Genomic DNA, 12,879 nt, shown 5'->3' on the forward strand with positions numbered 1-12,879 from the left:
GCCATGGCCGTCGCAGGGGAACCGGAGCAGTTCGCGTTCGGTTCCGTCCACAGCGGTCTGCTCGACTGCATCCAGGTCAACCTGGCGGTCCTCGCGGACCACCACCACGGTCCCGGAGCCCATCTCCGGCTCGGCGCACCCCTGGGCTTCCGGTCCTGGGAGCGTCCCGACGGACTGCCGACCGTCGATCCGCCGCTCACCGACCAACTCCGGCTGGCTGCCCGCCTGTTGGGGCTCCGCGTCGTCCGGCGGGAGCGGCTGGCCCGCACCGCCATGTTCGCGGCGCTCCGCCGGGCCGGCGCCGCCCGCTACGTCGTCGCCGACTCCTTCCACCTGCCCTGGCTGCCGTACCGCGGGCAGGCCCATATGGAACACAGCTTCCTGCTCGCCGCCGGGCCCGGCGGCTGGCACGTCACCGACGCCTACCGCAGCGAGACCCCCTGGGGCACCGCCGCCCCCGGCACCTGGGTGCTCACCGACGACGAGCTGGCCGGCATCGAGTCCGCCGAGGTCGTCGAGGTGGCACCGGACACCGCCCGGCCGGACGCCGGACCGCCCCCGCTGCTGTCCGTCGACGAGAGCGCGGTCGCCGCCTACCTCGACGCCTACGACGCCTGCCCGGACCGCGCCCGGGCGATCGACCAACTCACCGTCGAGACCTGGCTGCTGGCCCGCTCCCGTACCCTGCACGCCACCTACCGCGCGCGCTTCGCCGACCACGCCGACGAGGCACGCCGGGAGGCCGAGGCCGCGCACCTGCGGGCCTGGGACAAGGTCGTCGAGCAGACCTACCTCGCCCACCGCCGGCTGTCCCGCGGCCGCGCCGAACCACCCGGCATCGTGGACCGCCTGCGGGAGGTGCTCCGTGCCGACATCACCGTCTTCGGCCCCCCGCCCGGCAATCCGGCCCCGGCGGCCGCCCCGCCCGCCGACGACGCGCTCCGCGACCGGGTGGCCGCCGTGGCCGCGGAGGTGCTCGGCGTGGACGTGGCCGGTCTCCTCGGCGGCGCCCCCTTCGACTCCTTCCCCTCCTTCAGCTCCTTCCGGCTGATCGAGATCATCGAGCGGCTGGAGACCGCACTGGGCCGGGAGTTCGACGCCGACGCGCTGGTACCGGAAAACCTCCGCCGGGTCGACGACCTGTGCCGCATCGCCCGCTGACCGCACCACGGAAGAGACACCATGGACGCCCGCTTCACCGCTCTGCTGCAGCCCTTCCTCAAGCCCGCCGGCGGCGCCGGGACCACCCTCACCCCCGACACCGACCTGCGCACCCTCGGCGTCGACTCCATGCAGGCCATCGAGCTGCTGTTCGCCGTCGAGGACACCTTCGGCATCTCACTGCCGGACGAGGAACTCAACGACACCACCTTCGCCACCGCCGGCAGCCTCTGGAACGTGATCGCCGCACAGCTGCCGGAGGGCGCCGGCGACGCCACGGCCGGCCGGGAGACCGCATGACCACCGAGCCCGCCACCCGCCCCCCGCTCGACCTGACCGACCGCCTGGCCACCGTCACCGAGGCCACCGAGGAACACCTGGCCCGCACCGACCGCACCGCGGAATTCCCGGTGGCCGCACTGGACGCACTGCGCCGCACCGGCCTGCTCGGACTGCTGGTCCCCGTCGCCCACGGCGGACTCGGCGGCACCGCACGGGACCTGGTGGCCGCCGCCCGGACCCTCGGGCGCAGCGATATGTCCGTCGGCATGATCTTCGCGATGCACTGCCAGCAGGCGGCGGCCCTGGTCCGTTACGGCAACGAGCGGCTGCGCAAGGAACTCCTGCCGCGGATCGCGGCGGGGGAGTGCTATCTGGCCTCCGTCACCACGGAGGCCGGCAAGGGCGGTCATCTGCTCAGCGCCCAGGCCCAACTGATCGACAAGAACGGTGAGTTGACGGTGGAGCGGTTCGCGCCCATCGTCACCGGTGGCGCCCATGCGGACGGCTTCCTGATCACCATGCGCAGCCCCGGGGCGGATGCCACCGCCCACGAGGTGACGCTGGTCTACGCCCATCGCGACCAGCTCGACCTCACCGCCTCCGGCGACTGGCAGCCGATGGGCATGCGCGCCAGCCACAGCGCCGCGCTCACCCTGACCGGACGCCTCCCCGGCCACCAGGTCGTCGGCGAAACCGGGGAGTTCCACCGGATCGCCACCACGGTCTTCGGGCCGCTGGCCCACCTGGGCTGGTCGGCGGTCTGGCTCGGCACCGCCGCCGGGGCACTCTCCCGCGTGCTGCGACTGCTGCGCAGCCCCGCCGGCCGGGCCCGCTTCGACCTCACCTCCGAGCTCCTCCTCACCCGGATCGCCCGCTCCCGGCAGCGCCTGGACACCGTGCACGCCCTGCTGCAACAAACCCTGCACACCGTCGAATCCGGCGAGGACCTGTCCGTCCCGGCCCGTCAGCTCCAGCTCAACGCGCTGAAGATCACCGCCTCCGAGGAGTGCCTGGCGGCCGTCGACGACCTGATCACCGCGCTCGGACTGCGCCACGGCTACCTCAAGGACTCACCCACCCGGCTCGAACAGGCCCTGCGCGACCTGCGGTCCGCGCCGCTCAACTACAGCAACGACCGGCTGCACCTCGCCGACGGCCGGCTGGCGCTGCGCGACCAGGCGGTGAGCTTTGCCTGACCCCCGCCACGCCCCGCTCGACGCACTGCCCCGCACCGCGCCCGGCGCCCAGGTCTGGGCCGCACTCGGCGCCGCCGGCCTGACCGGCAGCGCCTACCGCGACCGGCAGCCCGGCACCGGCATCGACCCGGCCGGCCTCGCCGACCTGCTCACCGCCGTCGACGCCCGCTTCTCCGTCGCCGCCACCCTGTCGGTCAGCGTCCAGCTGGCCACCGCACTGCCCGTGCTCGCCACCGGCCGGGCGCCGGTGGCCCGGCAGGCGCTGGACGAGGCGCTCGCCGGACGGGCCACCGCCGCGCTCGCCGCCACCGACGTCACCGCCGGCACCGACCTCACCGCCCTCCGCACGGAACTGCGGATCGAGGACGACGCCGTCGTCCTGACCGGTGAGAAGAACTGGATCGCCAACACCACCACCGCCACCCACTTCGTCGTCCTCGCCCGGCACCGCCCCGGACCGCACTTCACCCACTTCACCTGGGTCCTGGTGCCGGCCGACGCACCGGGCGTCACCACGCGCCCCGCCGACTCCGCCCTGTTCGCCGACTCCGGCACCGGCCATGTCACCTTCGACGGGGTACGGCTCGGCCGGGACCACGTCCTCGGCCGGGTCGGCTTCGGACTGCCGCTCTTCGCCCGCCACATCGGCACCGAACGGCTGGCCGGCGCCCAGTGGGGCGTGGCACTGTGCCGCCGGGTGCTGGCGGACACCCACCGCCATCTCACCGGCCGCCCGCACGGGGACGGCACCCTGTGGGACCTGGACGCGGTCCGGCAGCGGTTCGCGGCGAGCCTGCTGCGGGTACGCGCACTGCACGCGCTCACCGGCGAGTTGGCCGACCGGGTGGCGCTGCACCACGACACCACCGCGGCCGCCACGCTCAAGGCGGCCGCGGGCACCACCGTCCCGCACGTCCTCGCCGACTGCGCCCAGCTGTGGGGCGCGGCCGGCTTCACCACCGGGGGGATCCAGGAACTCCGCGCCCAGGCCGCGCTGTTCGGGATCGGCGGCGGCGCCAACGAGGTCGTCCTCGGCACCCTCGCGGACGCCGCCGAGGACGTGCTGGCCGCCCTCGAACGGCCGGGCACCCTGCCGTGACGGCACCGATCGAGGTGGCCGAAGGGGTGTGGGTGACCACCGCGACGGCGGACCGCACCGCCCCCAGCACCCACCCGGACGACCGGCGCCGGGCGGCCGCCCTGCCCGCATGGCGGGCCCGCGAATTCCTCGCCGGACGCGGCCTGGTGCGGCACCTGCTGGCCACCGTACGGCCCGGCCCGGCCGGTGCGGAGCCGGCCCGTGCGGAGATCGTGCCCGACCGGCGGGGCAAGCCCTGGCTGCGCGGGCATCCCGGCATCGGCATCAGCGTCTCCCACAGCCGGGGCGTGCTCGCCGCCGGGGTGGCGCGGGGGCGCGCCCTCGGCGTGGACGTCCAGCACCCGGAGCCCGCCGTCAGCGCCTCCTTCGCCCGGCGGCTGCTCGGTGCGCACGCCGGGCGGGTCACCGCCCTGCCGCCGGCCGCGGCCGCCGAGGAGGTCGCCTGGGTGTGGACCGCCCAGGAAGCCTGCGTCAAGGCCGCCGGCCTGGGGCTCGCCGGGCGGCCCTGGACCATCGACGTCCCGCCCGGCGCCCGCTCCGGCCGCTGGCGCGACCACCACTGGCTGAGCCTGCGCGACCACTCCACCACCCCGCTGAGCTGCGCGTTCGCCAGGACCGCAGGCGCACCCGGGCCCCCGGCCGCGCCCCACCCCACCCCTTCGAAAGGCGAACGGTGAGCATCCCCGCACCGCACACCCTGTACGACTGGTTCGCGGCCGCGGCCGCCGCCCACCCGGACCGGCCCGCGCTGGAGACCGGCGACACCGCGTTGACCTACGCCCAACTCGCCGCCCGCGCCGACGCCCTGGCGGCCGGGCTGCTCGACCGGCTGGACGGGACACCGCCCCGCCGGGTCGGCCTGCTGGCCGGCCGCACCGCCGTCGCCTACGCCGGATACCTCGCCGTACTGCGCCTCGGCGCCACGGTCGTGCCGCTCGGCCCGGCCTTCCCGGACGGGCGCAACGCCCGGATCGTCCGCGCCGCCCGGCTCGACGCCGTCCTGTCCGACGGCACCGCCGCCCGGCCCACACCCCCCGACGTGCCCCTGCTCACCCGCACCGACCCGGACCTTTCGCGCCTCCCCGCCACATCCCTCCCCGCCCTGCCCGCCGCCCGCCCCGACGACCTCGCCTACCTCCTCTTCACCTCCGGCTCCACCGGCGTCCCCAAAGGCGTACCCATCCGGCACCGCAACGTCTGTGCCTACCTCACCCATGCCGTCCCGCGCGCCGCCGCCGGCCCCGGCGCCCGCTGCTCGCAGACCTTCGACCTGACCTTCGACCCGTCCGTGCACGACATGTTCACCACCTGGGGCAGCGGCGCCACCCTCGTCGTCCCGTCCCGCGAGGACCTGCTCGCCCCGGTCCGCTTCGTGGGCCGGCGCGCCCTGACCCACTGGAACTCCGTACCGTCGGTGATCTCCCTCGCCCAGCGGTTCCGCGCCCTGAAACCGGACAGCATGCCGACGCTGCGGCACAGCATGTTCTGCGGCGAGCCGCTGACCCTCCAGCAGGCCGCGGCCTGGCACCGCGCCGCGCCGCACAGCCGGCTGGAGAACGCCTACGGCCCGACCGAACTGACCGTCACCTGCACCGCCTACCGCCTGCCGCCCGACCCCGCCGACTGGCCGACCCCGGCCAACGGCACCGTCCCCATCGGCGCCCTCTACCCCGGCCTCCAACTCCACGACCACGAAGGCGAGTTGTGCGTACGCGGCGCACAGCGCTTCCCCGGCTACCTCGACCCGGCGCACAACGCCGGCCGCTTCCTCGCCCCCGACGGCTCCCCGTACGACCCGGCCACCCCCCTGACCGACGACCACTGGTACCGCACCGGCGACCGCGTCACCCCGCTGGACGCCGCCGCGGCCGGTGACGACGACCGGCCGCTGGTCCACCTCGGCCGCGGCGACCAGCAGGTGCAGGTGCACGGCTACCGCGTCGAACTCGGCGAGGTCGAGGCGGCGTTGCGCGCCCTGCCCGGGGTCAGGGACGCCGCCGTGCTGCCCCGGACCACCCCCGGTGGCGTGGAACTCACCGCCGCCTACACCGGCACCCCGGCCACCACCCCGGACGTCCTCCGCACGGCCCTGCGCGACCGGCTCCCCGCCTACATGGTCCCGGCCACCCTCACCGTCCTCGACGCCCTCCCGCTCAACGCCAACGGCAAGACCGACCGCGCCGCGCTCGACACGCTGCTCCCCGGGGCGGCGGACCGCCCCTCGTGACAAGGGCACCTCAGCCGGCCCCTCAGGGACCGGGCAGGTCGAGGCGGCGGGCCGTGCCGGGACTGATGACGAAGGACCGGTCGCGCAGCCGGACCCGGACCGGCGGCAGGTCCGACTCCGGTACGGCGATGCCCACTTGCTCGGCGCGGATCCGCAGATCGACGTCCCAGTGCCGGCGGTAGCGGATGCGCACCGCGAACTTCGACAGCTGCGGGAGCGGGGCCGGGTCGAGCCAGAGGGCCTCCTCCCGGGTCTCCAGCCCGGTCAGGCCGCGCTGCACCAGGTCCAGGCTGCCGGCCATCGCGCCCAGGTGGATGCCCTCCGCGGTCGTACCGCCCTGGACGTCGGCCACGTCCCCGGTCAGCGCCTCCTCGCAGTACGCCCAGGCGTCCGGCCGCTGCACCCGGGCCAGCACCCAGGCATGGACCAGCGCGCTGAGCGTGGAGCCGTGGCTGGTCCGGCTCAGGTAGTAGTCCACGGTGGCGTGCCAGGTGTCCTCGTCGAGCGGATAGCCCAACAGATGGAAAACGGCGGCGAGTTCGGACGGGGAGAAGAGGTAGCCGAGCATCAGCACATCGGCCTGTTTGGACGCCTGGTAGCGGTTGACGGTGTCGCCCTCCGCCTCCAGGATCCGGTCCAGCCGGCGGATGTCGCCGTAGCGCCGCCGGTAGCCCTCCCAGTCCAGTTCGGCGAGGTCCCCGTACCCGGCGAACTGGCTGATCACGCCGCGGTGGTGCGGTACGTGCAGCCGGTGCGCGATGTCCGCCCAGCGCTCCGGCTCGTCCGGGGTGAGCTGGATCCGTTCGAAGAGCTGCCGGCGGTGCGCCTCGGCGAGCGTGTCGCACAGCTCCAGGGCCCGCATCAGCACCCAGGCCGCGGTCACATTGGTGTACGCGTTGTCGTCCACGCCCGGCTGCGCCGCTCCCGGATAGCCGTCGTGGTACTCGTCGGGACCGACCACCCCGCGGATCCGGTACCGGCCCAGCCCGGCGTCCCAGGACGTCGCCGAGGCCCAGAAACGGGCGATCTGCAGCAGCATCTCCGCGCCCTTGGCCTGCAGGAAGTCGCTGTCACCGCTGGCCTGCCCGTACTGCCAGATGTTGTACGCGATGGCCGAGCCGACGTGGTGCTGGAGGCGCGAGTAGTCGGGCAGCCAGCGGCCCGAGCGCGGGTTGAGGTGCAGCTGCTGGGTCTCCTCCCGGCCGTCCCCGGCGCTCTGCCACGGGTACATCGCCCCGGCCCGGCCGGCCTCCCGCGCCGCGTGGAGGGCGGCCGGCAGCCGCCGGTAGCGGTACTCCAGCAACGCCCGCGAGACCTGCGGCAGATGCAGGTTCAGAAACGGCAGCACGAACAGCTCGTCCCAGAAGACGTGCCCCCGGTACGACTCGCCGTGCAGACCGCGGGCCGGCACCCCCACGTCGAGTTCGGCGGTGTGCGGCGACAGGGTCTGCAGCACGTGGAACAGGTGCAGCCGCAGGATCTGGCCGGCGTCCCCGGGCACCTCCAGCTTCGCCTGCCGCCACAGGTCCGCCCAGGCGCGGCGGTGGGAGGCCACCAGCCGGCGGAAGTGCGGCGCCTGGATCACGCACTCGACCGCCGCCCGCCGGGGGCTCTCGATCGCCGGGTCGCGGGAGGTGTAGAGCGCCACCGTCTTGTCGACGACCGCGGTGCCGCCGGGGGCGAGCGGCAGCACCACGGTCTGGAAGGCCCGCAGTACCGTGAGCCGGGTCTGGTGCGTCACGCCCCGGGCCGGGGTGGCCCGCAGCCGTGCCGCCAGGGCGACCAGGATGTCCGAGTCGGTGGTGCGGCAGGTCAGCCACATGGTGTCGGGCCGCTCGGAGCCCGCCTCCCAGCCGCGCAGATGCTGGTCGGCCAGCCCCCGGTAGCGCGCCACACCGGCATTGCGGACCCCGCCGTCGATCGCCGCCTCCACCTCGACCGTGCCGGCCCATCCGTCGGCCGTGAACGACAGGCGCTGCGCGGCCAGATGCGGCTCGCCCATGTGCACCAGGCGGCGCTCCTCCACACCCAGCCGCCGCCCCGCCTCGTCGGTGTACGCCGAGGAGCGGGTCAGGGTGCCGCTGCGCAGGTCCAGCAGCTGCCGGTGCTCGGTCAGCTGGGGATGGTCGGGCGAGAGCCAGGGGCCGGGAGCGGCGTCGGCGGGGCACATCCGGTAGCGCAGCGGAAGCCAGTTGGGCAGGTTGACCATGTCCTCGTTGTCCACGGACCGGCCCGCCACGGTGGAGGTGAGCCGGTTGTAGCAGCCGGCCACGTACGTCCCCGGATAGTGCACCGGGTCGCCCAGCACCTCGCACGCCGCGCCACGGGTGACGAAGTAGCCGTTGCCCAGCGCGCACAGCGTCTCCCGCAGCCGCTCGCCCGCCGGGTCATAGCCCTCGTACGACCAGGTCCAGGGGCGCGCCATCAGTCCTCCCCGGCCACCAGCAGCTCGCCGGGGTCGGCCACGACCACGTCGGCGCCGTGCCGGCGCAGGGCCGCCGCGCTGATCCGGCCGCCGGTCCGGTCCACGCCCACCACCAGCCCGAACCCGCCGCGCCGGCCCGCCTCGACACCGGCCAGCGCGTCCTCCACCACGGCGGTGTCCCGGGGCGGCACGTCCAGGCGCCGGGCCGCCTCGACGAACAGCGCCGGGTCCGGTTTGCCGGGCAGGTCCAGCCGGCGCACCTCGTTGCCGTCCACCACGGTCTGGAACAGCGCCAGCACCCCGGCCGCGGACAGCAGCTCGGTCGCGTGCCGGGACGCCGAGACCGCCGCGCACGGGACCCGGGCCCGCCGCAGGGCGTCCAGCAGGCGCACGGTGCCGGGCCAGGCCTCGATGGTGTGGGTCCGCAGGCCGGCGGTGAAGAGCTGCTCCTTGCGGGCGGCCAGCGCCCGGACGGTGTCGGTGCCGGGGGCGTCGTCCGGGTCGCCGGGCGGCAGGTCCAGGCCCCGGGACGCCAGGAAGGCGGTCGCCCCGTCCAGCCGGGACCGGCCGTCGACGTGCCGCAGGTAGTCCTCCACGAGGTCGAACGGGCGCTGGCCGCCGGTGGCCTCCAGGAACGGGTCGAAGGCGTCCTTCCAGGCCGCGGCGTGCAGCCGGGCGGAGTCGATGATCACTCCGTCGGTGTCGAGGACCACGGCCCGCAGCGAGCGCAGGGCCGGGGCGAGCAACGGTGCACCGGTCATCGTGACATCCGTTCGTCGCTGTCCGTCGTCGGTTCCCTCGGGTCCGGGCATCGGTGTCCTTCCATGGCACCACGCCCGGCAGCCGCGGGCGCGTCCGGACGTGGCGGCCGCCCGTACGCGGGGTGACGATGGGAGGGCGCACCGGGAGCCGGACGACCGTGAAGAAGGGCGGTGGCGGCCATGGAACGGCCCTTGGTCGTGGGTGTCGACGGTTCGGACCCCGCCCTGCGGGCCCTGGACTGGGCGATGGACGAGGCGGCCCTGCACGGGCTGCCGCTGCGGATCGTGCACGCCTCCACCTGGGAGCGCTACGAGCCCCCGGAATCCGGCCCGGACGCCGGGGAACCGCCCGGTGAACAGGTGCTCGCCGAGGCCGTCGCCGGAGCCGCCGCGGAACGCGCCCGCTGCCGCAACGCGGACGTCGAGGTCTCCGCCGAGGTGCTGCCCGACGAGGCGGTCGACGCCCTGCTGCGGGAGGCCCACTACGCGTACGCGCTGGTCCTGGGCTCACGCGGGCGCGGCGAGGTGCTCGGCCGGCTGCTGGGCTCCGTCGGGGTGGCGGTCGCGTCCCGGGCGCGGTGCCCGGTGATCGTGGTGCGCGGCGACCGGGCCGGGCTGGCGGGCAGTCACCGGAGCGTCCTGCTCGGGGTGGGCGAGCCGGAGAAGAGCGCGGAGGCGGTGCGGTTCGCCTTCCGGGAGGCCGAGGCCCGCGGCTGTCTGCTCAAGGCCGTCCGCGCCTGGCGCTGCCCCGCGCACGAACGCAGCGACGACCCGCCGCTGCTCGCCGCCCAGGCGCAGAGCTACCACGACAAGCAGGCCGCCGAGCAGCTCGACGCGGCGCTGGCGGAGGTGGCCGCCGAGCATCCGGCGGTCACGGTGCGCCGCACCACCGTCGAGGGCCCGGCGCACAAGGTGCTGGTGCACCGCGCCGCCGCGGCCGACCTCCTCGTCGTCGGCGCGGGGCACCGCCACGGGCACTTCGGGCTGCCGCTCGGCCGGGTCGCCCACACCGCGCTGTGCCACTCCGACTGCCCCGTCGCGGTCGTCCCGGAACGGGCCTGACGGCGCCCCGCGGCCGGCGTCCCCGGCCCGGCACCTCGCCCCGGACCGTCAGGCGCCCGCCCCGAACGGCGCCAGCGTCTCGCGCTCGGTCCGCCGCCGGACCTGCTCGGTCAGCACGGCCAGCCGGTGCGACACCACCGCCCGCACCGGCTGCGGCGAGCGGATCCGCCGGGCCGGCCCGGGCAGCCCGGCCAGGTCAGCGGCCAGCCGCCGCCGGCAGTCCGCCAGCCGGTCCCGCGGCCCGTAGCACTCGCCGGCCCGCATCAGCGTCGCCAGCAGCGGCAGGCTGTCCGCCGGCGGCGGCTCGTCGGCCAGCCCGATCACGTCCAGGAAGCCGGGCCGGCGGAACACCTGTTTGCGGCCCGGGGCGCTCACCTTCGCCGCCGACAGCTTCATCACCGGCCGGCCGTCGTACGCCACGAGCTTGTACGCCGAGTCCAGATAAGGCGCATCGGCGCTCACCCCCACCCGGGTGCCCACCGCGAACATGTCGATCGGCGCTCCCGCGGTGATGAGGTCGTGCACCGCGAACTCGTCGAGGCCGCCGCTGGCGACGATGCGGACCTGCGGCAGGCCGGCGTTGTCGAGCATCGCCCGGGCCTGCCGGGAGAGCCGGGCAAGGTCCCCGCTGTCCAGCCGGATCGCGGAACCGTCCCCGCGCTCCATCCCGTTCAGCACCCGGGCCGCCGCGGCGACTCCGGACACCGTGTCGTAGGTGTCGACCAGGAAGGTCACCGGCCCGGGATGGCAGCGCGCGAACGCGGTGAAGGCCGCCTCCTCGTTCTCGAACGCCTCCACGTACGAGTGCGCCATCGTGCCGACCGCGGGCAGGTCCTCGGCGTGCGCGGCGGCGACGTTGCTGGTGCCGGCGAAACCGGCCATGGCGCCCAGCCGGGCGACGGTGTGGGCCACCTCGGTGCCGTGGGTGCGCCGCAGCGAGAAGTCCACCACCGGCCGCCCGTGCGCGGCCAGCACACAGCGGGCGCACTTGGACGCCAGGGCGGTCTGATGGCTGAGCTGGTTGAGGACGTACGTCTCCAGCAGCTGGGCCTGCGGAAGCGGCGCGGTGATCTCCAGCAGTGGTTCGCCGGCCAGCACCACATGCCCCTCGGGCACCGCCCGCACCTCGCCCGTGAAGCGCATGCCGAGCAGCGGGGCCAGGTCCTCCGCCGGCCGCTGCAGCGCCTCGGCGAACACCTCGACGTCCTCCTGACCGACCCGGAACCCCTCCAGATGCGTCAGCACGGTCTCCACGCCCGCCGCGACCAGGAAGCCCCGCTCCGGCGGCAGTTCCCGGACGAAACAGCTGAAGGTCGCCGGCCGCACCATGCCCTCGCGGACGTACGACAGGGCCATGGTGACCTCGTAGAGGTCGGTGAGCGTGGCATCCGACATGGCCGGCTCCTTCCAGGACCGGGCACGGACCGCCACCGCGGCTCAGGCCAGTGCGTCGGTCCAGCCGTAGGCGGTGCGGGTCTCGTGCCGGGGCGGTGCGGCGCCGGCGTCCTCCAGGTCGTCGTCCGCCACCCGCAGCAGCTGCCCGGCCAGGTCCCGCAGCGCCCGCCCGGCCGCGATCTCCTCACCGATCTCCGGCACGTCCCGGTCCTCCGGGCTGCGCCGCGCCGTGCCGTGCCCGGTGAAGGTCGCGGCCCGGGTACGGAGTTCCACGCGGGCCGTGGTCGTGCCGCTCTCCTCGACGAGCCGCAGCCGGACCGGCCATTCGACGCTGATCGCCATGGTTCACCTCCGCTTCGGTGCCCCTGTCGTCATCATCCGCCCTTCCCCTCGTACGGCACCACCGCCACCGGGCACGGGGCGTGATGGACGACCGCCTGCACGACATGGCCGATCCGCGGCGCGGGCCGCAGATGGCGGTGGCGGCGGCCGACGACCAGCAGCCCGGCGTCCGTGGTGTCGCGCAGCAGCGCCGGCGCCGGGCTCTCCAGCTCCACCCGCGCGTCCACCGTCACGTCCGGGTACTTCTCCCGCCAGGGGCGCAGCGCCCGGGTCAGGTCCTGGCGGGCCACCGCGGCCGCCTCCTCGGCCGCGTACGGCTCCACCCCGCCGCCGCGGTTGTAGGCGAACGACGGCAGGTGCCGGCCGTGCACGACGCGCAGGGTGACGCCGTGCCGCAGGGCGCAGTCGAAGGCGAAGGCGAGCTGGGGCTCGTGCGGTTCGTGCAGGCCGACCCCGACCACCACGTCACCGCCGCGGCCGGCCACCGCCTCCTCCTGCCGGGTACGGACCAGCACGGTGGGGGTGGTGGTGCGGGCGACGAGCTGGAGGCCGAGTTCGCCGAGGACGTACCGCGACACCGGGCCCAGGTCGCGGGTGCCCAGGACCAGCAGGTCCGACCGGCCGGCGGCGTCCTCCAGGGCCTCCAGGGGGTCCTTGGGCACCAGCTCCCGTTCCAGCGGGACGTCCGGGTAGTGGGCCCGGACGGTGGCGGTCACCTCGTCCATCATCCGGTGCGGCCAGTAGTTCTGGTCGCTCTCCTCGCCGGGCGGCCCGGCCGGTTCCGGGGCGAGCATCACCCAGGCGTGCAGCAGCCGCAGCCGGGCCTTGCGCAGCTGTGCCTCCTGGGCCGCCCACAGGACGGCGGCCGACGACTCCGGCGTACCGTCCACGCCTGCGGTGAGGGTCTCCTGCATCGCCTCGCTCCTCTC

At 75.2% G+C, this 12,879-nt stretch carries 12 protein-coding genes; 7 read left to right on the plus strand and 5 right to left on the minus strand.

Features of this window, described 5'->3' with window-relative positions:
* The first annotated feature begins 3 nt into the window (after positions 1-3).
* The 6 genes from ACFV1J_RS16535 to ACFV1J_RS16560 are packed head-to-tail and all read left to right on the plus strand — an operon-like array spanning position 4 to position 5,965.
* Entirely contained in the window at positions 4-1,161 is a 1,158-nt protein-coding gene (locus ACFV1J_RS16535; RefSeq protein WP_385858598.1) for a hypothetical protein, read from the plus strand.
* 21 nt (positions 1,162-1,182) lie between these two features.
* Entirely contained in the window at positions 1,183-1,461 is a 279-nt protein-coding gene (locus tag ACFV1J_RS16540) for an acyl carrier protein (protein ID WP_385858600.1), read from the plus strand.
* On the plus strand, positions 1,458-2,639 hold the full coding sequence (locus ACFV1J_RS16545; RefSeq protein ID WP_385858602.1) for an acyl-CoA dehydrogenase family protein: 1,182 nt from the start codon (positions 1,458-1,460) through the stop codon (positions 2,637-2,639). The genes ACFV1J_RS16540 and ACFV1J_RS16545 overlap by 4 nt, the downstream gene beginning before the upstream one ends.
* Positions 2,632-3,738: an acyl-CoA dehydrogenase family protein gene (locus tag ACFV1J_RS16550; protein ID WP_385858604.1), complete on the plus strand. Its 1,107-nt coding sequence runs from the start codon at positions 2,632-2,634 to the stop codon at positions 3,736-3,738. The genes ACFV1J_RS16545 and ACFV1J_RS16550 overlap by 8 nt, the downstream gene beginning before the upstream one ends.
* Before the next feature lie 32 nt (positions 3,739-3,770).
* Positions 3,771-4,415, plus strand: coding sequence for a 4'-phosphopantetheinyl transferase family protein (locus ACFV1J_RS16555; protein WP_385858606.1), 645 nt, complete (start codon positions 3,771-3,773; stop codon positions 4,413-4,415).
* Complete coding sequence (locus tag ACFV1J_RS16560; RefSeq protein WP_385858608.1) at positions 4,412-5,965, plus strand: AMP-binding protein; 1,554 nt, start codon at positions 4,412-4,414, stop codon at positions 5,963-5,965. Before ACFV1J_RS16555 ends, ACFV1J_RS16560 begins: the two co-directional genes overlap by 4 nt.
* A 22-nt stretch (positions 5,966-5,987) precedes the next feature.
* Here ACFV1J_RS16560 and ACFV1J_RS16565 read toward each other — a convergent pair whose 3' ends face one another.
* Together ACFV1J_RS16565 and ACFV1J_RS16570 are read right to left on the minus strand one after the other, a co-directional pair.
* Positions 5,988-8,390 carry a glycoside hydrolase family 65 protein gene (locus ACFV1J_RS16565; protein ID WP_385858610.1) on the minus strand — a complete coding sequence of 801 codons (2,403 nt, stop codon included), beginning with the start codon at positions 8,388-8,390 and terminating at the stop codon, positions 5,988-5,990.
* Positions 8,390-9,151 carry an HAD family hydrolase gene (locus tag ACFV1J_RS16570; RefSeq protein ID WP_385858612.1) on the minus strand — a complete coding sequence of 254 codons (762 nt, stop codon included), beginning with the start codon at positions 9,149-9,151 and terminating at the stop codon, positions 8,390-8,392. Before ACFV1J_RS16570 ends, ACFV1J_RS16565 begins: the two co-directional genes overlap by 1 nt.
* Before the next feature lie 180 nt (positions 9,152-9,331).
* On the opposite strand from ACFV1J_RS16570, the gene ACFV1J_RS16575 reads away from it, so the two are divergent.
* Complete coding sequence (locus ACFV1J_RS16575; RefSeq protein ID WP_385858614.1) at positions 9,332-10,213, plus strand: universal stress protein; 882 nt, start codon at positions 9,332-9,334, stop codon at positions 10,211-10,213.
* A gap of 48 nt (positions 10,214-10,261) precedes the next feature.
* Here the strand turns inward: ACFV1J_RS16575 and ACFV1J_RS16580 are convergent, their stop codons facing one another.
* From ACFV1J_RS16580 to ACFV1J_RS16590, 3 genes are read right to left on the minus strand one after another with little or no spacing between them, the layout of a single operon-like run.
* Positions 10,262-11,608 (minus strand): nicotinate phosphoribosyltransferase, encoded by a 1,347-nt coding sequence (locus ACFV1J_RS16580; protein ID WP_385858616.1) that lies wholly within the window; start codon positions 11,606-11,608, stop codon positions 10,262-10,264.
* A gap of 42 nt (positions 11,609-11,650) precedes the next feature.
* Complete coding sequence (locus ACFV1J_RS16585) at positions 11,651-11,950, minus strand: DUF1876 domain-containing protein (protein ID WP_385858618.1); 300 nt, start codon at positions 11,948-11,950, stop codon at positions 11,651-11,653.
* 32 nt (positions 11,951-11,982) lie between these two features.
* On the minus strand, positions 11,983-12,864 hold the full coding sequence (locus tag ACFV1J_RS16590) for a universal stress protein (RefSeq protein WP_385858620.1): 882 nt from the start codon (positions 12,862-12,864) through the stop codon (positions 11,983-11,985).
* Positions 12,865-12,879: the final 15 nt, after the last annotated feature.

Source organism: Streptomyces sp. NPDC059649, assembly GCF_042734445.1.
GTDB lineage: Bacteria > Actinomycetota > Actinomycetes > Streptomycetales > Streptomycetaceae > Streptomyces.

Bases quoted from the DNA above. Each gene is read 5' to 3' on its own strand.
- ACFV1J_RS16535 (WP_385858598.1), top strand. From the start codon at position 4: ATGGCCGTCGCAGGGGAACCGGAGCAGTTCGCGTTCGGTTCCGTCCAC.
- ACFV1J_RS16540 (WP_385858600.1), top strand. From the start codon at position 1,183: ATGGACGCCCGCTTCACCGCTCTGCTGCAGCCCTTCCTCAAGCCCGCC.
- ACFV1J_RS16545 (WP_385858602.1), top strand. From the start codon at position 1,458: ATGACCACCGAGCCCGCCACCCGCCCCCCGCTCGACCTGACCGACCGC.
- ACFV1J_RS16565 (WP_385858610.1), bottom strand. From the start codon at position 8,390: ATGGCGCGCCCCTGGACCTGGTCGTACGAGGGCTATGACCCGGCGGGC.
- ACFV1J_RS16570 (WP_385858612.1), bottom strand. From the start codon at position 9,151: ATGACCGGTGCACCGTTGCTCGCCCCGGCCCTGCGCTCGCTGCGGGCC.
- ACFV1J_RS16575 (WP_385858614.1), top strand. From the start codon at position 9,332: ATGGAACGGCCCTTGGTCGTGGGTGTCGACGGTTCGGACCCCGCCCTG.
- ACFV1J_RS16580 (WP_385858616.1), bottom strand. From the start codon at position 11,608: ATGTCGGATGCCACGCTCACCGACCTCTACGAGGTCACCATGGCCCTG.
- ACFV1J_RS16585 (WP_385858618.1), bottom strand. From the start codon at position 11,950: ATGGCGATCAGCGTCGAATGGCCGGTCCGGCTGCGGCTCGTCGAGGAG.
- ACFV1J_RS16590 (WP_385858620.1), bottom strand. From the start codon at position 12,864: ATGCAGGAGACCCTCACCGCAGGCGTGGACGGTACGCCGGAGTCGTCG.